The 23,265-nt window shown below is 67.9% G+C and carries 23 protein-coding genes; 9 read left to right on the plus strand and 14 right to left on the minus strand.

What is annotated here, in order from left to right:
• Positions 1 to 93 precede the first annotated feature (93 nt).
• Genes LR394_RS18985 through LR394_RS19000 form a run of 4 tightly spaced genes read left to right on the plus strand, consistent with a single transcriptional unit; the run spans position 94 to position 2,722 of the window.
• On the plus strand, positions 94 to 435 hold the full coding sequence (locus LR394_RS18985; RefSeq protein WP_231443787.1) for an SAV_915 family protein: 342 nt from the start codon (positions 94 to 96) through the stop codon (positions 433 to 435).
• On the plus strand, positions 435 to 713 hold the full coding sequence (locus LR394_RS18990; protein WP_231443789.1) for a hypothetical protein: 279 nt from the start codon (positions 435 to 437) through the stop codon (positions 711 to 713). The genes LR394_RS18985 and LR394_RS18990 overlap by 1 nt, the downstream gene beginning before the upstream one ends.
• Positions 713 to 1,939, plus strand: a complete 1,227-nt coding sequence (locus LR394_RS18995; protein WP_231443791.1) for a WXG100 family type VII secretion target — start codon at positions 713 to 715, stop codon at positions 1,937 to 1,939. The genes LR394_RS18990 and LR394_RS18995 overlap by 1 nt, the downstream gene beginning before the upstream one ends.
• A gap of 3 nt (positions 1,940 to 1,942) precedes the next feature.
• A complete protein-coding gene (locus LR394_RS19000; RefSeq protein WP_231443793.1) occupies positions 1,943 to 2,722 on the plus strand; it encodes a hypothetical protein in 780 nt (259 codons plus the stop codon).
• Between the two features lie 36 nt (positions 2,723 to 2,758).
• Here the strand turns inward: LR394_RS19000 and LR394_RS19005 are convergent, their stop codons facing one another.
• Positions 2,759 to 3,076 (minus strand): hypothetical protein, encoded by a 318-nt coding sequence (locus tag LR394_RS19005; protein WP_231443795.1) that lies wholly within the window; start codon positions 3,074 to 3,076, stop codon positions 2,759 to 2,761.
• A 327-nt stretch (positions 3,077 to 3,403) separates the two neighbouring features.
• Here LR394_RS19005 and LR394_RS19010 point away from each other — a divergent pair, with 327 nt between their 5' ends.
• Positions 3,404 to 6,661, plus strand: coding sequence for a DEAD/DEAH box helicase (locus tag LR394_RS19010; protein WP_231443797.1), 3,258 nt, complete (start codon positions 3,404 to 3,406; stop codon positions 6,659 to 6,661).
• 33 nt (positions 6,662 to 6,694) lie between these two features.
• Here the strand turns inward: LR394_RS19010 and LR394_RS19015 are convergent, their stop codons facing one another.
• From LR394_RS19015 to glmS, 12 genes are all read right to left on the minus strand, one after another.
• Entirely contained in the window at positions 6,695 to 7,849 is a 1,155-nt protein-coding gene (locus LR394_RS19015) for a hypothetical protein (protein ID WP_231443799.1), read from the minus strand.
• Positions 7,850 to 7,892: 43 nt separating this feature from the next.
• Positions 7,893 to 8,273, minus strand: a complete 381-nt coding sequence (locus LR394_RS19020; RefSeq protein ID WP_231443801.1) for a hypothetical protein — start codon at positions 8,271 to 8,273, stop codon at positions 7,893 to 7,895.
• Between the two features lie 81 nt (positions 8,274 to 8,354).
• Positions 8,355 to 8,771: a helix-turn-helix domain-containing protein gene (locus tag LR394_RS19025; protein WP_231443803.1), complete on the minus strand. Its 417-nt coding sequence runs from the start codon at positions 8,769 to 8,771 to the stop codon at positions 8,355 to 8,357.
• 113 nt (positions 8,772 to 8,884) lie between these two features.
• Positions 8,885 to 9,283, minus strand: coding sequence for a hypothetical protein (locus LR394_RS19030; protein ID WP_231443805.1), 399 nt, complete (start codon positions 9,281 to 9,283; stop codon positions 8,885 to 8,887).
• A gap of 287 nt (positions 9,284 to 9,570) precedes the next feature.
• Positions 9,571 to 10,617: a tRNA (adenosine(37)-N6)-threonylcarbamoyltransferase complex transferase subunit TsaD gene (gene tsaD / locus LR394_RS19035; protein WP_231443807.1), complete on the minus strand. Its 1,047-nt coding sequence runs from the start codon at positions 10,615 to 10,617 to the stop codon at positions 9,571 to 9,573.
• A 5-nt stretch (positions 10,618 to 10,622) separates the two neighbouring features.
• Positions 10,623 to 11,075 (minus strand): ribosomal protein S18-alanine N-acetyltransferase, encoded by a 453-nt coding sequence (gene rimI / locus LR394_RS19040; RefSeq protein ID WP_231443809.1) that lies wholly within the window; start codon positions 11,073 to 11,075, stop codon positions 10,623 to 10,625.
• The gene (tsaB, locus tag LR394_RS19045) at positions 11,072 to 11,749 is read right to left on the minus strand and encodes a tRNA (adenosine(37)-N6)-threonylcarbamoyltransferase complex dimerization subunit type 1 TsaB (RefSeq protein WP_231443811.1); all 678 of its coding nucleotides are present in this window, start codon (positions 11,747 to 11,749) and stop codon (positions 11,072 to 11,074) included. Before tsaB ends, rimI begins: the two co-directional genes overlap by 4 nt.
• Positions 11,750 to 11,762: 13 nt before the next feature.
• Complete coding sequence (gene tsaE / locus LR394_RS19050) at positions 11,763 to 12,311, minus strand: tRNA (adenosine(37)-N6)-threonylcarbamoyltransferase complex ATPase subunit type 1 TsaE (protein ID WP_231443813.1); 549 nt, start codon at positions 12,309 to 12,311, stop codon at positions 11,763 to 11,765.
• Complete coding sequence (locus LR394_RS19055; protein WP_231443815.1) at positions 12,308 to 13,609, minus strand: alpha/beta fold hydrolase; 1,302 nt, start codon at positions 13,607 to 13,609, stop codon at positions 12,308 to 12,310. The genes tsaE and LR394_RS19055 overlap by 4 nt, the downstream gene beginning before the upstream one ends.
• 11 nt (positions 13,610 to 13,620) lie before the next feature.
• Positions 13,621 to 14,796 carry an alanine racemase gene (alr, locus tag LR394_RS19060; protein ID WP_231443817.1) on the minus strand — a complete coding sequence of 392 codons (1,176 nt, stop codon included), beginning with the start codon at positions 14,794 to 14,796 and terminating at the stop codon, positions 13,621 to 13,623.
• A 94-nt stretch (positions 14,797 to 14,890) separates the two neighbouring features.
• Positions 14,891 to 16,429, minus strand: coding sequence for an NAD(P)H-hydrate epimerase (locus LR394_RS19065; protein WP_231443819.1), 1,539 nt, complete (start codon positions 16,427 to 16,429; stop codon positions 14,891 to 14,893).
• Positions 16,430 to 16,541: 112 nt separating this feature from the next.
• Positions 16,542 to 18,404, minus strand: a complete 1,863-nt coding sequence (gene glmS / locus LR394_RS19070; protein WP_231443820.1) for a glutamine--fructose-6-phosphate transaminase (isomerizing) — start codon at positions 18,402 to 18,404, stop codon at positions 16,542 to 16,544.
• A 154-nt stretch (positions 18,405 to 18,558) separates the two neighbouring features.
• On the opposite strand from glmS, the gene coaA reads away from it, so the two are divergent.
• From coaA to LR394_RS41800, 4 genes are all read left to right on the plus strand, one after another.
• Complete coding sequence (gene coaA, locus LR394_RS19075) at positions 18,559 to 19,581, plus strand: type I pantothenate kinase (RefSeq protein WP_407937078.1); 1,023 nt, start codon at positions 18,559 to 18,561, stop codon at positions 19,579 to 19,581.
• 71 nt (positions 19,582 to 19,652) lie between these two features.
• Positions 19,653 to 20,195 (plus strand): SigE family RNA polymerase sigma factor, encoded by a 543-nt coding sequence (locus tag LR394_RS19080; protein WP_231443822.1) that lies wholly within the window; start codon positions 19,653 to 19,655, stop codon positions 20,193 to 20,195.
• Complete coding sequence (locus LR394_RS19085; protein WP_231443823.1) at positions 20,192 to 21,511, plus strand: hypothetical protein; 1,320 nt, start codon at positions 20,192 to 20,194, stop codon at positions 21,509 to 21,511. The genes LR394_RS19080 and LR394_RS19085 overlap by 4 nt, the downstream gene beginning before the upstream one ends.
• Before the next feature lie 55 nt (positions 21,512 to 21,566).
• Positions 21,567 to 21,695, plus strand: a complete 129-nt coding sequence (locus tag LR394_RS41800) for a hypothetical protein (protein ID WP_269329424.1) — start codon at positions 21,567 to 21,569, stop codon at positions 21,693 to 21,695.
• A gap of 87 nt (positions 21,696 to 21,782) precedes the next feature.
• On the opposite strand, the gene glmM is transcribed toward LR394_RS41800, so the two are convergent.
• Complete coding sequence (gene glmM / locus LR394_RS19090; protein ID WP_231443824.1) at positions 21,783 to 23,123, minus strand: phosphoglucosamine mutase; 1,341 nt, start codon at positions 23,121 to 23,123, stop codon at positions 21,783 to 21,785.
• Between the last annotated feature and the right edge of the window lie 142 nt (positions 23,124 to 23,265).

Here is a 23,265-nt window from a genome sequence, read left to right on the forward strand (position 1 = left end):
ACCTGGGGATGTGATCGATCTAGCGTTAATGGATGGTCATGATTCCATCAAGGGCCGACCCGTATGTTGGCCTGCCAGTCTAGTATCCGAACCATGGATGATGGAGTGAAGGACAGCGCGGTGGAAGCCGAAAGGCTTTACCGGAGTGGGAATCATCCCGGAGAGCTCTTTCCTCCCATCATCTATGTGCCGTGTGGCCCAGCCCGAAATGACAACGAGCTTGAGGTCGACCTGCGATTGATGAGTGATGGTCGGCTAGCCTTGCCGGTCTACTCAGCCATGGATCGGCTGGTGGCCAAGTGTGGCCCGGGGCAGCCATGGCGGGTCTTTTTCAGCACGGATCTGGAGCGCATTCGACTGGCAACCGGTTTCGACATGATCGTGCTGGATGTTGATATTCCAGAGGAGCTTCGCCGCACCGGGGTGAACAGCTGATGGCCGACGAGTTGCAGGTAGAACTGTCCACTCTGGAGATGATCGCCGAGCACCTGAGCAAGGGCGCCGGTGAACTTGACGCGATAGGCAGTGGGATGCCGGGTCCGCCCGAAGCAGGCGATCTCTCAGCTCTGATCGGTCAGATTGTCGGCCACTTTGCCGACAACGCTGGGAATTTCGTTGTCGGTATGAAGGCATCAAGTTCGGCAGTTTCCAAGGCACAGCTTAAGTACAGCGCCACGGACGAGGCCTCGGCCGGCGCCTACCAGGAGAAGTAATGCCCATCGACACCGCCGTTCAGGGCGACCCTGAAAGCATCCGGGAAACGTCCACCTGGCTGGCCGATTCGCTGTCTCCCGCGGTGGATACCGCAGTCACGGATGTGTTCAAGGCTCGTGACGATGCTGAGTCGGACTGGCAGGGCGACGCGGCCACCCTGTTCCGTAGCCGGATGGATACCGGCGGACGCGACGCCTTCAAACTCGCACAGACCATCGACAAGTTCGCTGAGGCGCTCAAGGTTCTGGCTGATGACCTCGCTACTGCCCAAAGGCGTATGACGCGGATCCGCGACGACGCCCGCGAGGGTGGCCTCGACATCGATGGCAAGATTATTCTGGAACCAGGCTCAGGACCTGCACTTCCCGCTGAACCTTACGGAGCGATCACCGATCAAGAAGCTCAGGCCTACACCGATGAACTGAAGACGTACAACGCTCACCAAGACCTCCTCTTGCTCTATGTAGAGAAAGAGGAGGCCGTCGACGTGGTCCGCCAGAGCATCGCCCTGCTCAACGAGACGTTCCAGAATGCCTGGGGCGATGTGGTGGGCAAATGGTTCATCCTGGCAGCATCCTTCGGCAACGACGCAGCCGTCGGCCTGCTCGCTGGTCAGTATGTGAGCAACCTGAAGAACAAGGCTACGCTGGCTCGAGAGCTCTCCCAGAGCGCCGAGTACTGGGCCACCAAAGTCCCGGATGGCAGCGGATATGCCTTGTCCCTCAGAGCTAAAGCTATGAACGAGGCCCTGGAGTTTCAGAAGCTCCAGAAGACCATCCAGGCCGGTGAAAGGATCACGGCCAAACTTCCTGTCGTTGGCTGGGGACTGACCGGGTTCGACGTCTGGTACGACGTCACCCAGAAGGAGAAGCCCGTAGGCAAGGCTGTCATCGGCGGTGCTGCTGGTGTGGGCGGAGCGATTGCCGGTGGCGCTGCGGCCGGGGCTGTTCTCGGTTCCGTCGTGCCCGGCGCCGGCACTGCGGTGGGGGCGGTTGTGGGTGCCGGTGGAGGCTTGGTCGGCGGTCTGGCCGCCAGCGCTGTGTCGGACACTGTGTACGACCATCTGCCGGAAGGCACTCGCAACGCGATCGAAGAGGGCTTCAAGGCCACCGGAGGCTGGGTCAAGGACACCGCCGATAGCGTAGGCAGCGACATCACCGATGCGCCCCGAGAAATCTCTGAGGAATTTCAGAATGCCCGCGAGTTCATCCGAAGGCTTGGTTAGGACATGAACATCTCCCCGGAGAGAACTCCGCCACGCGACTGGCCGAACCCGCCACGCTCCTTCAGGGGTGCTGCCCTCGCCTTCGTGTGTGCTCTGGTCGCCCTTCTCGGGTGGTTCATGGTGGTCCTGCTGGCCGTCGGCGGTGAGCTCATGGCCTCGCTGCCGATCGTCTTCACCGCTGCCTTCTTCAGCCTCGCTGCAGGGCTGGCCATCAGCAGGACGCGCAAGCTACGGCCCAACACCGAAAACCCGCCAACAGCAATGACACCGCACGGGGAGACGGGACTAGCTTTCGCCTACTCGCGGCGGAGATACGTCTGGAACCTGTCATTCGTCGGGCTCATCGCGGTCGGCTTGGCCGGCTACGCCATCACAGGCGCTTGGGCGGGTGGAACCGACGGACTGGTTCGGGCCGTGGTGTGCGGGGCCCTGGCTGTCGGGTCAGCCTGGATCGTGCTGTCCGCGGTCCGGAAAAGTCCTGGCGGCATCGTGGTGACAGCCGCGGGCATCTATCACCACACACCAGCCCTTGAACAGTATGTGCCGTGGGATGCGGTCCGCGAGGTGGTACCGGAGACGCTCCCGGCCGCCTGGATCGGGGTGCCTTTCGAGTCAATGCCGGGGGTCCGCGAACGCACTCGCGGCGGGATCCTGGGGAAAGGGGCCGGGGGCCGTCCCTACTTGATGTTGGAGGCTGCCTGGCTCGGTGAAAATGCCATGCCTGCCTACCAATGTCTTCGGTACTACTTCGAGAACCCGGACCGAAGATCAGAGCTCGGATGATGAAGGGCCCAGGCGCGAGGTGGTCCCCTGTCCAGTTCAGGTGAGGGCGGGACCTGCCGGTGAGGCGCTCACCCCCGTTTGCCGCCGCTCTTCACCTTGGACGGCCGCACGAGCGAGCACGTCGTAGGTGTGCGCATCGATCTGGCCCATGCTGAAGGCGACCGCCACCTCCATGAACGAGCCTTCCGGGTCAGCCTCTGCGTCCTCGCCGTCGACGACGCGCGGGCGACTGGGGAAGGTGCGCCGTCGGAAATCTTCGGCGATCTCGTCGAGCGTCACCTCGCCGGCGGCCAGCCGGGCGATGAGTTGCTTCAGGGGTTCTTGCCCGGCCGTCTCGAGTTCGTCGTTCTGCATCCGGATCCTCGTTTGCGTCGTGGTGCTCTCTACGGTCCGGACGGTAGCTGCCACCACCGACAAGATGACGACCCGCCAGCGCCTGAGCGGGTCCGGTCAAGGCCTCGATCATGACCTGCACCCGCTTGTTCAGGCGCAACGGCAGAGCCTCCGCACTGCATCTCTTCCGCATCGTCCAAAAACCACTAATGCCATCAAAGCACTCAAACTGATCGCTCGATGCCTCTCCCGGAAACGACTTTTCCGGCCTTCGCTCCCCACCCGAGCACTCAGCCCTCTCCAGCTACGGGAAAATGGGGCCCTACAAGCATCAGACGGGAGTACAGGTTGGCGTCCATCGAGTTGACCGCGATCGAGATCGCTGTCCACGAGCAGTCCGGCACCGCCATGCTCCTCGAAGCCCGCGACCTGGTCAGCTCCAACCGGGTGAGCGTGGTCCGGCGCGACGACGACCCGACCACCGTTCTGGGAACCGTTCACACGGATCAGGGCGAGTTCACCGCGTGGGTCAGGCTCAGCCCGGAACGGCCCGGCAATCCTGATGTCCGGCAGTGCAGTTGCGGCAAGCGCAAGTACTGTGTCCATGTCGCTGCCCTCGTCCTCAGCACCGAAGCCCGCACCCGGCCAAAGCTTCCGACCGCACCCGAACCAAGCCTGTGGGAAGCCGCCCTTACCCAAGTGCTCAAGCCTGCTACCAAGGCTTCTGAGGTCAGCCCGGCCCCGCAGAACGCACAGATTGCCCTGCAGTTTGAGCTGCGAGCCGATGCCGAACCTGCCGCTATCGATGTTCGTCTGGTCATTCCTGGCACGAACGGCGGCTGGGTTCGCTCGACGGCCTCGTGGACCTGGCTCAACTACACGGATCACCACCTTCGGCGGGTACCCCGGGAGCACGTCCGGCTGCTCAAGGAGTTCGCCGGGCTTGCCACCGGCTACGCCCCACACATCAACGACCGGCATTTCACCCTCACTTCCATTACCAGCAGCCGAATTTGGCCGGTCCTTCAGGAGATGAAGGCGTCCGGCCTGCCCTTGGTGATGTCCGGACGCACGGCCATGCCCGTGCGGGTACTCGCCGAACCCTTGACTCCGCGGATCGCTCTACGCCGCAGCAGTGCGGGGATACACATGGAAGCGGTTCTTGCGGGCGACGGTACAGATGTGGAAGCGCCATTTCTTCCCATCGCCGATCCTGCCCACGGCGTGGCCTGGCACCCCGATCACAGCAGCGATCAGCTCAGTCTGGCTGCCCTTGCCGTTACCCCGCCCGAGGTCTTCCGGCGACTGGCCCACAACGGTTTTCCGGTTATCCCCGCGGCCGGCGAAGAGCGATTCCTGACCGAGTTCTTCCCGCGACTGGCCGAGCAGATCGAGGTCGTGAGCCCGGACGGGTCCGTCGAAACTCCCCAACCGCTGCCTCCAGTCATCGAATTCACCATCACCGTGATCGGCGAGCACCGCGTCCGGCTGGAGTCGTCGTGGATCTACCGATTGGGCAAGGCCAGTCGCCGGGAGCCGGTCCGGTTGCCCTACGGCAAGACCCCCGCCAAGCGGAACGTTGCCGGGGAGTCCGCTGTACTGGAGCAGCTCAGGCCGATTCTCGGCGAGGTTCCAGGTCTGCTGGAGCCGACCACGCGCGGCCTGGCACCCGTACCCTCCTGCACGGTCGAGGGCATGGGTACGGCCCATCTTCTGAGCCAGGTCGTGCCCGCTCTCCGGGATCGCGACGACGTTCTGATCACCCTCGTGACCGGCGAATCCGAGCTTCCCGAATACCACGAGTCCCACGACGCCCCCGTCTTCTCGTTCGCTCCTTCCAAGGCCGACGGCGGCGACTCCCAGGACTGGTTCGACCTGGCCGTGACGATCACCGTGGACGGCCGCAAGATCCCGTTCCAGGAGCTCTTTCTGGCGCTCGCCCAGGGCGAGATGCACCTCCTACTTGAGGACGGCCTCTGGTTCAGTCTGGACCGGGACGAGTTCCACCGGCTCGCCGCCCTGATCGCTGAGTCCAGAGAAATTATGGACGCACCTGAGGGCTCGGTGCGGATCGGCCGCTTCCACAGTGGCATCTGGTCCGAGATCGATGATCTCGGTGAGATCAAGGGCCGGGCCGCTGGCTGGCGCAAGTCTGTCCAGACGCTGAGCCAGCTGGCCGATCTGCCAGAGCACAAGTTGCCGGCCGGGGTCGAGGCCTCGCTGCGCAGCTACCAGGAAGACGGGTTCCGCTGGCTGGCAACGCTTCTCCAGCATCGGCTGGGCGGGGTTCTGGCCGACGACATGGGCCTGGGCAAAACCCTGCAGACCTTGACCCTGCTGCAGCACGCCCAGGAACGAAAGATCTCGCATCTGCCTTTCCTAGTGGTCGCCCCCACCAGCGTCATCGGTAACTGGGCGCACGAGGCGCAGCAGTTCACCCCGGATCTCCGGGTGGCCGTGCTCGATGCGACGAGTAGCCGCCGAGGATACGAGCTTTCGGAGACCATCGAGCAAGTGGACGTGGTGGTCACCTCGTACACGCTGTTCCGGCTCGAGTTCGCGGACTACCGGAAGTTCGAGTGGGCCGGCCTGATCCTTGACGAGGCGCAGACGGTCAAGAACCACCAGAGCGCCGGTTATCGTTGCGCCCGCGACCTTTCCGCCGAGTTCAAGCTCGCCGTCACAGGCACCCCGATCGAGAACAACCTGATGGAGCTCTGGGCCCTGTTCTCGATCACCGCTCCAGGCCTGTTCCCGCGAGCGGAACGGTTCACCGACTACTACCGCAAGCCGATCGAACGCGAGCAGAACCCCGAGCGGCTGGCCCAGCTGCGCCGCCGGATCGGCCCACTCATGTTGCGTCGCAACAAGGAACAGGTAGCCAGCGACCTTCCCGAGCGGCGCGAGCAGGTGATCGAACTCGACCTGGCACCGAAACAGCGCACCATCTACCAGAAGTATCTGCAGCGGGAACGCCAGCGAGTGCTCGGCCTGCTCGGCGATCTGACCCGCAACCGCTTCGAGATCTTCCGGTCGCTCACCCTGCTGCGTCAGGCCAGCCTCGACGTCTCTCTGATCGACCCGGTCCACGCGAACGTCCCGAGTACCAAGCTTGACGCCCTTCTCGAGCATCTGGCCGAGATTGCTGCGCAGGGCCACCGGGTACTGGTTTTCAGCCAGTTCACCCGGTTCCTGACTCGCGCGGCCCAGCGTTTGGACGAGGCCGGCCTGGAGTACTGCTATCTCGACGGCAAGACCCGTAAGCGGGCTGAGGTGATCTCCCGGTTCCGCGAGGGCGACGCACCGGTCTTCCTAATCAGCCTCAAGGCTGGCGGCACCGGCCTCACCCTGACCGAGGCCGACTACGTCTTTCTTCTCGACCCGTGGTGGAACCCCGCGGTCGAGGCCCAGGCCGTCGACCGTGCGCACCGGATCGGCCAGACCCGCAACGTCATGGTCTACCGACTGGTGGCCAAGGACACGATCGAGGCCAAGGTGATGGCGCTCAAGGCCCGCAAGAGTGCGCTGACCAACAGCGTTCTGGAGGGCGACGAGATCGGCTCAGCGGCCCTGACCGCCGACGACATCCGCGGCCTGCTGGACTGAGAACCGCTGCCGGTCATTCAGGATTCGTGGGCTTCAGCCCAACCCTGCCGCGTCGAACCGCCGAAGCAACGCCGTCCGATTCGCATACCTGGCTCCGAGCGCGTCCAGACGTTCAGTCACTGCCGCTTCGGCGCCTTCACGTACGCCCAGATCACGCAGGTCGACCAGCAGCGCCACAGCCTCGTCGTACTGCCTGGGTTTCGAGGTGGCGATCAGCTCGTCCACCTGCTTCCAGGGCCGCTCGCCTTGCTTCTTCAGGGCGTCAAGGCGCTTCCCTCGGGCGACAGCAGCTTTCCGCTGACGTTCCTCCTCGGCCCGCCGGCTGGCCTCCGCCGCGGCACGTTCCCCTTCTCCGCGTAGCTGAGCGGCGCGGAACAGCAGGTCGCCCACGGTGCGTGAGGCTGGCCCGGCCGGTGCATCGGCTTTGCGGGCTTCCTGGAACTGGCGCATCAGGGTCTGCCCAAGGAACTGGTCTTCCATCCGCATGAGGCGAACCAGCATCTTGTCCTTCGTCTTGGCCGGGAGATTGGCCACCCAATCGGCCAATTCCTCGTCCCCGGGAGCGTCTGGAGCCTCCTCGCTGCCCTCCGCCGCGGCCGCCACCAGGTACGGATCGATCCGCAGGAAGCTGATCAAGGATTCCAACGACCCCGGCAGCTCGCCCAAGCCGGGTGGAACCGGGGGCTCCAGCTCGTCGTCCTCCAGTTCACCCACGTCGGCGGAGAAGAGCCAGGCGATGTAGAGCAGTCTCAGGTCTCCTCGGGCCAGGTCCGTCCGGGCCGCCACGATGGAACCGAGGATGCCTTCTTCCTGGTCGTCCTCGTTCCAGTACTCGTCTGCCCCGTCTTCCGGGTGAATGCTGAGATCCAGGACGACGCTGGAACCATGGCTCCAGGCAGAAGCCACATCGGTGTCGCAGTACTGCTCCGCAACTTTGAGGCTGAGTTGGCGTTTCGGCACCTTCAGCATCACCTGCCGACTGCCCCAGCCGGCGGTGTACAGGTGAGCGTCGAACATCCGCTCCACCAAGCGCTTTGGGTCGCCCTTGAGATCACCCCAGTGGTAGACGTTCACGAAACTGGTCGGGGTGATGGTGACCCGGGTCGACATGTCCCGCAGCTGCCGCATCTGGTCCTCGGTCAGCCGGCGGTCGATCGCCTGGAACTCGTAGTACTGGTACTCGCTCACTTCGTACAGCCTGTCACGACAGCCTTGCCCCGCGGACCCGGGCTCAGCCGTGTGCGCCTGTTGATAGCGAAAGCGTAGGCTGCGGAGTGGCGATCGGGATCAGAATCTCAGGATCGGCAATCATCGCGGCCAGGGATCGCATAATCGTGGCTGCGAAATCGTACATCGTATGCCGATAGAGGCCGTCGAGTGCTTCCAGCAAGTCTTCGGCCGAGGGGATCTTGAGCTCGTCCGACCCAGACAAGACACCGTAGACCGTGACACCGACCAAGTACCCGGACTGGATGATTGAGACGTCCGCCCCCAACAGCTGAGGGCCTGGCGTCTGAATCAGGTTGAGAGAGAAGGTGACTTCGTTCTCAACCTCTCCAGTTTCAGCCGCGCTAGCTGCCTTTTCTTCGTCCATAGGTTCGGCGTAGGGCATCACGGCTGCCCGGACGACATGTAAGCCGGTTATGGAGGGAAGCTCGAAAGAATTCGGCGCTGCTTCGTCAGGCACAGGTGATCAGGCCCCCTCCTTCGCCTGCTGCACATGAGCGACACGGGCTACCAAGGTGGAGAGTTCGGAGGTCTGGCTCGTCCAAGTCGTTGTGATCTTCGTGGACGCCCCACCTGCCCACACGGCCTCAGCCGTCGTCGCCGTGTCCTGAAACTTGCCAACGGTGTGCTGAACGGTGGCACCCACCGCCATTGCGTATCGCCGCAACGTCGACAAGTGAGGATCGCGCTCTCCGCTCTCTATCCGGGAGACGGAGCTGGGAGAGATGCCCATGAGCCGGCCGACGTCGGTCTGCGACAGACCTTGCTCTTCGCGGATGCGAATAAGGTCGTCGAGGAGCTTGGAGTCCGCCTCCACAAGTGCACGGGCATGGCGATCTTTCGGATCCTGCGGGTTGATGCCCAACATCTCGTCGAGATCCATGGCTCAACTCCTAGGTCAGTCAACGCGCCGATGGGGCGCGCTGCGGTTTCACTACCGAACCCGCGGCACAGGATTGCCGTGGCCGCCTATGCGCTCAACGACATAGTTGCACATCAACTTGAGCGCGAGGGCTGTCCTCCAGGAGCACCCAACGCGACGTGCACCCGATAGTCGGCCTGTCGTGCGTGGCCGTTCTGCTCCTCCAGCCCCATGGGCCCCGGAGCCTTGCTGGCCAAGAGTGCAGCGTAGAGACAGTCCGGAATATCAGCGGGCTCTGTGAAGTACAGCCGGACCAGATTCGACCGTTCGTCCTCGCCGCCCGGATGCCAGCTCATGCGAAGCTCCAGAATCGTGGGCGCCACGGCCATCTGCGTAACATCGCACCCGGCGGAAGCGGTACCAAACCGACAATTGTCGGCTTCAGCCCGCTTCAGCAGATCGCGTATCTCGTGCCTGATCAGACGCTGAGTCAGTTCCGTGTGCCCGCTGAGGAGTTGCTCAAGCTCAACCATCCAGTGATTGCGACCGGTGACCCCATCCCTGCAACTGGACCAAGAGCCGCCCTCGCGACAGGATCTCCGCCCCGGAGGTTCCGCTAGCCGAACCATACGGAGATACCGAAAGAAAAGGTGCTGGGCACAGACCGAGCCGGGGCCAAAGTGGCGTGCAACATCCGTCCCCTCAAGAAACCAGCGAAACCAGCACCATTGAGCTTAGCGTGTCATAGCGTGACTCACTGTGCCGATAGGGGCAGGTCGGGATCAGGCTGTCTGCTGCGGAGACGTCTCCGGTCCCGTTCTCAGGCCTGCACCAGCGTGATCGGCATCGAACTGTCGGCCGGCAGCGTCAGGTCGGAGGGGGTACGGCCGGTCTGCACCATGCGAGCACCCAGCGCAGCCACCATGGCGCCGTTGTCGGTGCACAGCTTGGGCCGCGGCACCCGCAGCTGAATACCCGCCTTGTCACAGCGTTCTTGGGCCATGGCGCGCAGCCGCGAGTTGGCTGCCACTCCCCCGCCGATCAGCAAGTGTTCAGCGCCGTTCTCCTGGCAGGCCAGCACGGCCTTACGGGTGAGCACGTCCACCACGGCCTCCTGGAACGAGGCCGAGACGTCGTTGATGGGAACCGGCTCGCCGTTGGCCTCACGCTGCTCGACCCAGCGGGCCACAGCGGTTTTCAGGCCGGAGAAGGAGAAGTCGAAGCGGTGGTCGCGCATGTCGTGGGCAGCGCTCAGGCCTCGGGGGAAGCGGATCGCGGCAGGGTCACCCTCGCGAGCGGCCTTGTCCACCAGCGGGCCGCCGGGGAAGCCGAGTCCAAGGAGGCGGGCGACCTTGTCGAAGGCCTCGCCGGCGGCGTCGTCGATGGTGCGGCCCAGGGGCTGCACGTCGTAGGTGACGTCCGGAACCATCAGGAGGGAAGAGTGGCCGCCGGAGACCAGCATGGCCACGGCGGGTTGCGGCAGGGGGCCGTGCTCGAGGATGTCTACGGCCACGTGGGCGGCCAGGTGGTTCACGCCGTACAGCGGTTTGCCCAGGGCCAGGGCGAGGGCCTTGGCGGCGGCGACGCCGACCATCAGGGCGCCGGACAGGCCCGGGCCGGAGGTGACGGCGATGGCGTCCAGGTCGTTCAGGGTGACCCCGGCGTCGGCACAGGCCCGGCGCAGGGTGGGGACCATCGCCTCGAGGTGGGCCCGGCTGGCGACCTCGGGCACCACCCCGCCGAAGCGGGCGTGCTGGTCGACCGACGAGGCCACCGCGTCGGCCAGCAGCGTGCCGCCGCGGACGATGCCGACGCCGGTCTCGTCGCAGGAGGTCTCCAGGCCGAGGACGAGGGGTTCTTCAGTCACGGCGATCAGCTTAAGGGCCGTAGCCGCATGACCCAGGCGTCGATGTCGCCGGGCTGGTAGTAGCGTCGCCGGATCGCGATCCGCTCGAAGCCGCGCCCGGAGTACAGCTTGATCGCCGGCTCGTTGTCGGCCCGGACCTCCAGCAGCAGCGACGTGGCGGCGCGCTCGCGGGCCTGGTCGATCAGCGCGTCCAGCAGCACCCGGCCGATGCCTTGGCCTTGGGCGCGCGAGGACACCGCAATGGTCTGCACGTCCGCCTCCGAACCAGGAGCCAACAACCCTGCGTAACCCAGAACGTCCTTTGTTTCGGGGTTTTCGGCCACCACGTACCAGCGGGTCTCCGGGTGGGACAGCTCGGACCAGAACATCTCCGGGGTCCATGCGGTGGCGCCGAACAGCTCGCGTTCCATCGGCATCAGCGCCTCGATGTCCCACCAGCGCATCGGCCGCAGGTTCACTTGAGAACGCGTTTGCGGTTGATGTTGGCCTGGGCGTCGGGGCGCCTGAGGTACAGCGGCTCGGGCTCGAGTACGAAGCGTTTGTCCAGCGCGGCCAGGGTGGCCAGATCGCCCGCGGACGGGTCGAGCGGGCCTTCCAGGGGTAAACCAAGGACGTCGGGGTAGAGCTGGGCGCCTCGGCCCGCCACGCGTAGGCCCTCCAGGTCGAGTTCGGCCGGGACGCTGACCTCGGGCAGCGCAGCGCGCACTGGCACCCGTACCCCGTCGATCTCGAGGACCTCGTAGCGGGCCCAGTAGACCTCGCGCCGGCGTGCGTCCATCGCGGCGATGAAACTACCCTCGGCGCCTGCCTTTACGGCGCCCATCGCGACCGCGTCCAGGCTGCACACGCCCTGCAGTTCCAGGTCCAGCGCGTAGGCCAGCACGCCCGCGGTGACCAGTCCGACCCGCAGGCCGGTGAACGGCCCGGGGCCGACCCCGGCGACGACCGTGGTGAGCTCTTCGCGGGTGCGCCCGGCCTCGGCCAGTACTGCCTCGACCAAGGGAGTGAGTTGCTCGGCGTGCTTGCCGGACTGCTGCCCGGCCCGTTCGGCGATCACCTGGGCACCGTCGTGCACGGCGACCGAGACCGTGCCGGACGCGGTGTCGAGGGCCAGGGTGAGCTGGTCGGTCATGGTTGGTGGTCTCTCAGATCGAGGGTAGGTCGACACCGGCCCAGCGCGGGCCGAAGCCACGCAGCCGCACGGTGCGGGTTTCGTCGGCGAGGGTTTCCGGGTCGTCCGGGCCGGAGGCTCCGCGGGGGCGTTCCAGCCGGACCTCCAGGCGGTCGTCGGCCAGGCCCTCGACCAGGCCCTCGCCCCACTCCACCACGGTGACCGACTCGGACAGTTCGGCGTCCAGATCGAGGTCGTCCACCTCGGAGAGGGTGTCCAGCCGGTAGGCGTCCACGTGCACCAGCGGCGGGCCCTCGACCAGAGAGGGGTGCACCCGGGCGATCACGAAGGTCGGGCTGGTGATGTCGCCGCGCACCTGCAGACCTGCGCCGATGCCCTGGGTCATGGTGGTCTTGCCGGCCCCCAGGTCGCCGGTCAGGACCAGCAGGTCGCCGGGGCCGAGCAGGCCGGCGACCAGGCCGCCGAGCTCTCTCATGGCGGCCGCGGAGGGCACGGTGGATGTCACGGTCACGGCCGGCCGGCCGACGGATCCGGCCGGATCGGCCCGATGCGCCCCACTCACCTGTGACCGCCTCCTCGTTCTGTGCGCTGTCGGCTTTTCAGATGTACGGGGGTCACGGTACGACGTCCCCAGCCCCGCCGACGACTTGACGGCTGTTGCCGGGCCACCTCGGCGGCGTCCGCGAGCAGCTCGGCCAGGTAGGTGCTGACCAGATCGGGGTGCTCCAACGGCAGCAGGTGCCCGGCCTCGCGCACCACCACGTACTCCGCGTCGGGCAGCGCGGCGAAGATCTCGTCGCTGTGCGAGCGCGGGATCAGCAGGTCGTTCTCACCGGCCATGACCAGCAGCTCATGACCGTTCAGGGTGGCCAGGGCGACGCGTTTGTCGTGGCTGCCGAGGGTGGGCAGGAAGTCGGAGATTACCTCCATCCGGGTCTGCGCGATCATTCCGGCGCAGAACCGGGCCAGTTCGGCCGGTACCGGGGAGGCGAACGAGTAGCGGCGCACCAGATGGCTTTCCAGGTCGCTGCCCAGGCGCCGGCCGTGCGCCACCAGGGTGGGCTGGCGGGCCAGCAGCCGGGCCGCGGTGGGGGCGACGGTCATCATCGCCCGGCCCAGACCGGACAGGCCGAAGTCGATCGCGCCCAGGCCGCCGGCGCTGGTGCAGAACAGGCCGACCCCGGCGACCCGCTCGGCGAACAGCTCGGGACGCTGCTCGGCCAGGGACATCACCGTCATCCCGCCCATCGAGTGCCCGAGCAGCACCAGCGGGCCCTCCGGGGCGATCGCGTCGATCACCGCGGACAGATCCCGGCCGATCTGCTCGATCGTGGACGAGCCGGGCGCGCCGGTGCCGGAACGGCCGTGCCCGCGCTGGTCCCAGAACACCAGGCGGTAGTGCCCGCGCAGGGCCAGCCGCTGGTAGTGCCAGGCGTCCAGGCTGAGCGAGTAGCCGTGGGTGAACACCACGGTCAGCGCCGGCTTACGGCGTGGTTCGGGAACCTGGTCGAGCTGCCGGTTCGTGACCGGATCGGCCACCCAGTCCGGATCGGCCTCGTCCACCTCGACGTGCAGCGGGACGTCTTCGCTCATCACCACTCGGGAACGGCCACGCAGCGAGCCCAAAGGCGGCCCGCCGCGTCCGTCGGTGGGCACTTGTTCTTCTTCGAGCGTTCCCCGCAGCTTCCGGGCCACCGCCACCCGCTCGGCGGCCAGACCGATCACCGCGCCGACTCCGGTGGCGGCCAGGCCGACGCCGAAGGCCAGCGCGGTGCGTTCCGGGCGCCAGAAGTTGGGCCGCACCGGAGTGGGGGCGGGAGTGACGATCTTCGGCGGCTTCGCCGGTCCTTTGTCGGCCATGGTCCGCCGTCCTAGCGCTGATCGCTTACGTAGAGCCGGGGTACCCGGGCTGCCACGCGGGTGACGATCTCGTAGTTGATCGTTCCGGCGGCGTCGGCCCAGTCCTGCGCACTCGGTTGTCCGGCGGCACTGCCGAAAAGCACTGCAGTGTCACCGGCCTCGATCTTGTCGAGGCCGGCGGGCCCGAGGTCGAGCACGAACTGGTCCATGCAGACCCGCCCGGCGATCCGGTATTGCTGCCCGGCGATCTGCACCGGGCCGGAACTGCTGGCGTGCCGGGGAATTCCGTCGCCGTAGCCGAGCGGGATCACCGCCACCGAGGTGTCTTCACCGGTGGTGTAGGTGTGGCCGTACGAAATGCCCTGCCCGGCAGCCACCTTCTTGACGTTGGTCACCCGGCCGAGCAGGTTCATCGCTGGGCGCAGGCCGAACTCTGCGGGCTCCCGGCCGGCCAGTGGGCTCAGGCCGTAGACCGCCAGGCCGGGCCGGACCAGGTCGAAGTGCGCGGCCGGATTGGTCAGTGTGGCCGGGGAATTGGCCATGTGCCGGACCTCGAACCGGGCGCCTGCGGTGTGCGCCTGGTCCAGCGCGGCAACGAAGTTGGCCAGCTGCTCGACGTTGACCGGATCGCCCGGGGCATCGGCCGAGACGAAGTGCGAGAACGCACCGACCACCGAGATCAGGCCCTCGGCCTGGAGTTTCAGCGCGTCCTCGATCAGCTGGGGCCAGTCGTCCAGGGTGCAGCCGTTGCGGTTGAGCCCGGTGTCCACCTTGAGCTGGACCCGCGCCGGGGTGCCGGCCTCGCGGGCTGCGGCGGCGATCTCGGTGAGCGCCCAGCCCGCGCTGACTCCCAGGTCGATGTTCTGCTGGATAGCCTGCTGGAAGCGGTCTCCGGGCACGGTCAGCCAGGACAGCACCGGCGCCTGGATGCCTGCCGCGCGCAGGGCCAGGGCTTCGGTGATCTGCGCGGTGCCGAGCCAGGCCGCTCCACCGGCGAGCGCCGCCCGGGCGCTGGGGACCAGCCCGTGACCGTAGGCGTCGGCTTTGACCACGGCCATGAGCTGGGCCTTGGGGGCGTGCGAGCGTAGGGCCCGGACGTTGTCCGCGATGGCGTCCAGGTCGATGACGGCAGCCGAGGGCAGACCCGGCGGCAGTTCGATCCGGGGCATCGGGATGGGCTCGCTCATAACCGCCAATTGTCGCAGCCAACGCTCCTCTATGCCGCCGCAGGACCGCCGCCGGGACCCAAAGGTGCCCGCCGACGTCCTTTGATGGGCCGTTCTAGTGTCGGAGCAGAGCCCCGACTGTCGCAGGGACCTCCTGCGCCACGTCCATGCTGACGATCGGTCCCCCGCCCGAAGCCCGCGCGGCCGCTTTTCCGTGGACGTAAGCCGCCACGCTGCCCGCGTCGAACGGGCTCAGCCCACTGGCCAGCAGCGCTCCCGCAATGCCGGCGAGCACGTCCCCGGCCCCGGCGGTGGCCAGCCAGGAAGGTGCCTCGGCCTGGCTGCGGGCGTGTCCGTCGGGCCGGACCACCAGCGTGGTCGAGCCCTTGAGCAGTACGGTCGCGCCGGTCAGCCGGGCCGCGGTGTGGGTGTGCTTGTACGGCTGCGCCTCGATGTCCTCGCGGTGCACGTCCTCGCCCAGATCGGTCAGCAGCCGGGCCAGTTCCCCGGCGTGCGGGGTGAGCAGCAGCTTGTCGGAACGGTCGGGGACGGCGCCGCTGGAGTCGGTGTGAGCGCGCAGTTCGTCCGGGAACAGGCCGAGCGCACCGGCGTCCAGCACGCAGGGGTGCCCGGACTCCAGTGCGTTGTGGATCGCCTCGGGTTGGTCGTCCCCGGCGTCCGGCACGACACCTGAGCCCAGTAGCCAGGCCTGCACCCGGCCGTTGCCGGCCACGATCTCGGGCCAGGCGGAGCGCACGGCCGCCGTGGCGTCTTTCGGCCCGACGTAACGCACCATGCCCACGCCGGTGCGCAGAGCCCCCGCCACGGCAAGCACGGCTGCTCCGGGGTACCCGGCCGAGCCCGCCACTACGCCGAGGACGCCCCGGCGGTACTTGTCGGCGCTAGGGGTAGGCACCGGCCACAGCCGCGCCACGTCCCCGGCGGCCAGACGCTTCACCAGGGGCTCACCGTGCAGGTGCGGTGCCAGGCCGAGGTCGATGATCTCCAGGTCGCCCACGGCCGCGCTGGCCGGGGGCATCAGCAGGCAGGCTTTGGCCGCCCCGAAGGTCACGGTGACGTCTGCCCAAATGTGCGAGGGACCAGTGCCGCCGGTGTCCGGGTCTACCCCGCTGGGCAGATCCACCGCCACCACGGCCGCGTGATCGGGGATGCGATCGATCAGCCCGGCGGCGGGCTCTCGCAGCCCGGGACGCCCGCCTAGCCCGAGCAGGCCGTCCACCACCAGGTCGGCGGCTTCCAGGTGGGTCCAGGCTTCTACGGCCGTGTCCGGGCTGACCTGGACGCAGCGCCCGCCTACGGCAGCCAGGGCTCGTACCCCGGCGCTGTGCACCTTCTCGGAGGTCAGCAGCGCCACCACGGCCACACCCCGCCGGGCCAGCCGTTCTCCGGCGTAGAGCGCGTCGCCCCCGTTGTCGCCCGGGCCCACCAGGAGCACGGTGCGTCTGCCCGAGATCTTGCCCGTGCGCTCACGCAGTACTCGCGCGCAGCTCACCGCGAGACCCGCAGCTGCCCGCTGCATCAGCGCACCCTCGGGGAGGGTGGCCATCACTTGCTGCTCGGCCTTGCGCAGGTCGTCCACGCGGTAGGCCACCGGGCCCTTCTGATGGCGGCCCGCCTTTGGGTTCGCACTCATCCGCACATCTAAGCAACAGACGGCGGGTACGCACCTCTCCACGCGGGCCGCCCGGCGCGTACCTGCACCGCACGTGATCACCACCTGCGATGCAGTCGCACGACGAACGGAACTACTCGACGGTCACGGATTTCGCCAGGTTACGGGGCTGATCCACGTCCAGGCCCTTGGCCGTGGCCAGCTCACAGGCGAACACCTGCAGCGGGACGACAGTGACCAGGGGGGCCAGCAGAGTGGGCGTCTGAGGGACGTAGATCACCTCACTGGCGTACGGCACCACGTCGGTGTCGCCCTCCTCGGCGATCACGATGGTGCGCGCGCCGCGGGCGTTGATCTCCTGGATGTTGGAGACCACCTTGGCGTGCAGCGAGTCCCGCCCGCGCGGCGAGGGGACGATCACGAACACCGCCTGGCCGGGCTCGATCAGCGCGATCGGGCCGTGCTTGAGCTCACCGGCGGCGAAGCCCTCGGCGTGGATGTAGGCCAGCTCCTTGAGCTTGAGCGCACCCTCCATGGCCACCGGGAAGCCGACGTGCCGGCCGAGGAACAGCACCGAGCGGGTGTCGGCCATCCAGCGGGCCATGGTGCGCACCTGCTCCAGGCCGTCCAGCACCTTCTGGATCTTCTCCGGCATCGCCTGCAGCTGGCCGAGGATCTCGCGCAGCTCGTCCGGGAACTTGTTGCCGCGGACCCGGGCCAGGTACAGCCCGAGCAGGTAGCAGGCGGTGATCTGGGCCAGGAAGGCCTTGGTCGAGGCGACCGCGATCTCCGGGCCGGCGTGGGTGTAGAGCACCGCGTCGGACTCGCGCGGGATGGTCGAGCCGTGGGTGTTGCAGATCGCGACCACCTTGGCGCCCTGCTCGCGGGCGTGCCGGATCGCCATGATCGTGTCCATCGTCTCGCCGGACTGCGAGATCGCCACCACCAGGGTGCGGGCGTTCACCACCGGGTCGCGGTAGCGGAACTCGTGCGAGAGCTCGACCTCGGTCGGGATCCGGCACCAGTGCTCGATCGCGTACTTCGCCACCATCCCCGCGTACGAGGAGGTGCCGCAGGCCAGCACCACGATCTTGTCGATCGTGCGCAGCACCGACTCGTCGATCCGCAGCTCGTCGAGCACCAGGTTGCCGGCCGCGTCGGTGCGCCCGAGCAGGGTGTCGGCCACCGCCTGCGGCTGGTCCATGATCTCCTTCGCCATGAACGACGGGTGCCCGCCCTTCTCGGCGGCGGCCGCGTCCCAGTCCACGTGGAAGGCCTTGCCCTCGACCGCGACCCCGTCGAAGCCGATGATCGAGACCGCGGCCGGGGTGATCGTGACGATCTGGTCCTGGCCGAGCTCGATCGCCTCGCGGGTGTGGCCGATGAAGGCCGCCACGTCCGAGCCCAGGTAGTTCGCGTTCTCGCCGACCCCGACCACCAGCGGCGAGTTGCGGCGCGCGCCGACCACCGTGCTGGGCACGTCGGCGTGCACGGCCAGCAGCGTGAAGGCGCCCTCCAGCCGGTTCGCCACCAGGCGCATCGCCTCGGTCAGGTCGCTGCAGGTGGCGTAGGCCGCGTTCAGCAGGTGCGCGGCCACCTCGGTGTCGGTCTGGCTGAGGAACTTCACGCCCTCGGCGGCCAGCTCGGCCTTCAGCGCGGCGAAGTTCTCGATGATGCCGTTGTGGATCACCGCGATCCGGCCCTCGCCGGACAGGTGCGGGTGCGCGTTCTCGTCGGTCGGGCCGCCGTGGGTGGCCCACCGGGTGTGCCCGATACCGGTGCTGGCAGCCGCCGGAGGAGCAGCCTGCAGTGCCTCCTCGAGCCGGGCCAGCTTGCCCGAGCGCTTTTCCGTCCACAGTTGGCCGTCGATCTGGAGGGCGACCCCGGCGGAGTCGTAACCCCGGTACTCGAGGCGCCGAAGGCCTTCCAGGACGACGTCCAGCGCCCCGGGGGTCGCCGAGGCCGGATCCGTCACGTAGCCCACGATTCCGCACATGGTGGCTGAGCCTAGTCGGCCCGCACGGGCCTCCGGCCGCAGTTCGGTGCGGGTTCCCCCGATCTCCCACCGGCCCAGGCTTTCGGCGACCGTTCGATTACTCTCGGTAACTCTTTCCGAGCTGGGCGAACGTCCGGTGAATCCGGCGGGCAGAATGGCCCGCGTGCAGAGGCGCATCGACCCCCTGAGCGCACCGGAACGCCACGAAGGCAACGGTGCCGGGACCACTCGACCTGAGCGGGCCAACAGCACGCCCTACGTGGAACTGGACCGCGAGGCCTGGCAGGCGCTGCGGGCGAACACCCCGCTGACCCTGACCGAGGACGACGTGGACCGGCTGCGCGGCCTGGGCGACCGGCTGGACCTGCGGGAGGTGGAGGAGATCTACCTGCCGATGAGCCGGCTGCTGAACCTCTACGTGGCCGGCGCCGCGCAACTGCACCAGGCCACCTCGACCTTCCTGCAGGAGACCCCGGCGCGCACCCCGTTCGTGATCGGGATCGCCGGTTCGGTCGCGGTCGGCAAGTCCACCACCGCGCGGATCCTGCGCGAGCTGCTGACCCGCTGGCCCGGCACCCCGAGTGTGGAACTGGTCACCACCGACGGCTTCCTGCACCCCAACGCCGAGCTGGACCGGCTCGGCCTGATGAGCCGCAAGGGCTTCCCCGAGTCCTACGACGTGCGCCGGCTGCTGCGCTTCGTGGCCGACGTGAAGTCGGGCAAGCCGGAGGTCAAGGCGCCGGTCTACTCGCACCTGACCTACGACATCGTGCCCGGCGAGCAGGTCGTGGTGCGGCGGCCGGACGTGCTGATCGTGGAGGGCCTGAACGTGCTGCAGCCGGCCCGGGTGCGGGCCGACGGCAAGCAGGGCCTGGCGGTCAGCGACTTCTTCGACTTCTCGATCTACGTGGACGCGCACACCGACCAGGTGCGCAAGTGGTACGTGAACCGGTTCCTGCGGCTGCGCGAGACCGCGTTCACCCGGCCCGAGTCGTACTTCCACCGCTACGCCGTGCTCTCCGACGCCGAGGCGGTGGCCACCGCCGAGCGGATCTGGCGCGAGATCAACGAGAAGAACCTGGTCGAGAACGTGCTGCCGACCCGCGGCCGGGCCACCCTGGTGCTGACCAAGGGCGCCGACCACGCGGCCCGGCGGATCCGGCTGCGCAAGCTCTAGCAACCTTCCCGGCACCCGACGGCGTGTGATTCAGCAGATCACCGTTGCTGGGCGATGAGGGAGGGAACGCGATGAACGACGAAGCCGGCTTCCGGCAGTTCGTCAACGCGCGCTGGCCGGCCCTGGTGCAGAGCGCCTATCTGATCACGCTGGACCGCGGTATCGCCGAGGACTGCGTGCAGGAGGCTCTGACCCGGGTGCACCGGCGCTGGAAACGCGTGGCGGTCGACAACCCCGAGGGGTACGTGCGCAAGGCCGTGGTGAACGCGGCGCTGTCGTGGCGCCGCAAGCGCCGCCTGCGGGAGGTTCCGCTGGAGCACGCGGGCTCGCCCACGGCCGGGGAGCAGGTGTCGCTGTCGCTCGCCGAGGCCGACCAAGAACTCGTCCGGGCGCTGCGATCGCTGCCGCCGCAGATGCGCGCGGCGGTGGTGCTGCGTTATCTGGAAGACCGTTCCGAGGCCGAGACCGCCCATCTGCTGGGCTGTTCGGTGGGTGCGGTGAAGAGCGCCACCAGCCGGGGCGTGAGCCGGTTGCGGGCTGCGCTGGGCGAGCAGGGGCAGAACGAACCGCCGCCTTCGTCGATGACGTTCAGGTTCGTGGAGGAAGCGCGATGACCGGACTACCCAGCGAAACCGTCGCCCGGATGCAGCGTCTGGCCGAACAGCGAACCGTGGACAGCCGACCGTTCCCGGCGCTGGACCGCTCGATCCGGCGCGACCGCAGGATCCGGGCCGGTGCGGTGGCGGTGGCGCTCGCCGTGGTACTCGCGACCGGCACGGTCATCGGAACGGGCACCTTCAGCGATCCCGGCGTGGTGGTCCCGGCCGGCGTGGAGGAACTGCCTCAGACGCCAGAGGACGCGGGGTACCCGGCGAAGACGGTGGGTTCCCTGAGCGCCGATCAGGACTGGCTGGCCGGGCTGCGCAAGAAGGTCGCCAAGGCGTCTGACCACGGCATCGCCTCCGCCGACGACGTGCGCGTGGTGGCTGCCGGTGACATCGAGGACAAAGCTCGCTACGCCGTCGTGCTCTACCCCTCCGCCGAGTACGCATGGTCACGCGAGATCCTGACCGGGCCATACCAAGCAGAACCCACGGCGATGCAGTCCGACGGCTCGGAGTCGAGCGAGGACTCGGTCCCGGCGAGCGCGACCGCCGTCTTCAGCGTGGCCGGTGACCGGATCCACGACACCGCAAACATGCAGGACCCGACGGTGCTCATCGCCGCACCGGGGGCCCGCTCGGTCTCGGTCCTGACTTCGAACCGGCTGGCGGCCGACGGGGAGTACGACGAGGAATGGCGCGGTCTCGGCTCGCCGGTGGCTGACGGGATCTGGGCCACCTCGGTCTCGCCGCAGGAGCACCTGCTCAGCACGGTAAAGGCCGACGGGAAGCTGACCGACGTCAGCTCCGGGAACAGCTTTGCCGACCAGTTGGGCAACGAACCGGACCTCTTCTCGGTGGCCTCGGAGGGCTCGGACCCCGAGCGCTTGCGCGACCTGAAGAACAGCATCGCCGTCTTCGGGCCGAAGCCGGTGTCCCCGGACGATGAACCGGTCTACGCAGCCACCGCCGAACTCGGCGAGTTCAAGGTCGCGGCCAGTCTGTTGCGCTCGCCCAATGGGGCCTACATCACCGGGTTCTCGACCAGCGATCCGGACGGGTTCAAGGCCGGAACCTTGCCGGCCGGCCCAGCACCGGCCGAAGTGATGGCCGGTGTACGGGCCACCGGCCAGAACAAGACCTACGCCGTGGTGCTCGCCCCAGAGAGCGCCTCCAAGGTGGAGGTGGCCGGGGCCGGGGCCCCGGTGTACAACCGGATCGCCGTCGTCGAGGTGTCGGCGCCACGGGACGCCACCCTGGACGTCAAGGCGCTCGACGAGCACGGTGGCGAGGTCGGCCGCATCACTCTGCCGACAGCAATGCCGTAACCCGTATGGAAGTGGGCGGACCAAGGCCTGGTTCGCCCACTTCACAATTTTCCGGATGACTCGAGCAACCTCCCGGCACCGGTTCGCGAAGGACGAGATCGTGCCGGAGCAGTGGGACAGCAGCACCGAGTTCGTCGGTACGGAGAGCGATTACGAGGGGAACGGTACGTCGGTGCGACCCTGATTGAGGACGTGGGTGCGCACCGCACACACAGAAAGCCCGGTTTCCGTCGGAGGGGACGGAAACCTGGCTTTCTCCTTAGTCTTTCGGCTACAGCGCGAGCCGGGCGCGGACCACTTCGGCCAGCGCGTCAGCCTCGCCGCGGGCCTGGCCGGCTTCCTTCGCCTCGACCATCACCCGGACGAGCGCCTCGGTGCCGGAGGGGCGCAGCAGCACCCGGCCGGTGTCGCCCAGACGTGCCTCGGCGGCGGCCACTGCGGCCTGCAATTCCTCGTCGGCGTGGCAGCGGGACTTGTCCACGCCCTTCACGTTGACCAGGACCTGCGGCAGGCGTTCCATCACCGAGGCGAGCTCGGCCAGCGACTTGCCGGTCTGGGCCATCCGGGCCAGCAGATGCAGCCCGGTCAGCAGGCCGTCGCCGGTGGTGCTGTGGTCGAGCATGACCACGTGCCCGGACTGCTCGCCGCCCAGGGAGTAGCCCCCGGCCCGCATCTCCTCCAGCACGTAGCGGTCGCCCACCGCGGTCTGGATCAGCCGGATGCCCTCGCGCTCCATCGCCAGGCGCAGCCCCAGGTTGCTCATCACCGTGGTGACCAGCGTCTTGTGGGCCAGCACGCCGCGGTCGGCGAAGGCCAGCGCGAGCACGGCCATGATCTGGTCGCCGTCGATCTCGTTGCCCTGGGCGTCGACCGCCAGGCAGCGGTCGGCGTCACCGTCGTGCGCGATGCCGACGTCGGCGCCGTGCTCCAGCACCGCCGCCTTCAGCGGGCCCAGGTGAGTGGAGCCGTAGCCGTCGTTGATGTTCAGCCCGTCGGGCTCGGCCCCGATCACCACGACCTCGGCCCCGGCCGCGCGGAACGCCAGCGGGGAGACCACGCTGGCCGCGCCGTGGGCGCAGTCCAGCACGACCTTGATCCCGTCCAGCTGGCAGGGCAGGGTCTCGACCAGGTGGGCCACGTAACGGTCGCCGGCCTTGGCCAGCCGGCGGGTGCGGCCGACCTCGGCGCCGGTGGGCCGGTCCCACGGCTCCTTCATCCGCCGCTCGATCTGGTCCTCCACCTCGTCCGGCAGCTTGTAGCCGCCGCTGGCGAAGAACTTGATGCCGTTGTCGGGCATCGGGTTGTGCGAGGCCGACAGCACGACGCCGAGATCGGCCTCGCTGTCGTCGACCAGGAACGCCACCGCGGGGGTGGGCACCACGCCGGCGTCCTCCACGTCCACGCCCGCGCTGGCCAGACCGGCCATCACCGCGGCGCTGAGGAACTCGCCCGAGGCGCGCGGGTCGCGACCGACCACGGCCCGGGGCCGGCGGCCCTTGACGACCTCACCGAGCACGTGAGCCGCCGCGACCGAAAGGTCGAGGGCGAGTTCAGCGGTGACGTCCCGATTGGCCAGCCCCCGGACTCCGTCCGTGCCGAATAGTCGCGCCAACGCGTTCCTCCTAGCGGGAATGTCCCAACCCTACGCGCACCCGGGCCGGATCCGGCGGGTACGCAGATTCACATGCGCGTCGGGGGCACTGCCCGCGCGGCGCGAGAACCCTGAGCTGCGGACCGGCGGCGCCGCCTCGGAC

The organism is Kineosporia babensis (genome assembly GCF_021129305.1).
In the GTDB taxonomy this organism is placed as follows: Bacteria; Actinomycetota; Actinomycetes; order Actinomycetales; family Kineosporiaceae; genus Kineosporia; species Kineosporia babensis.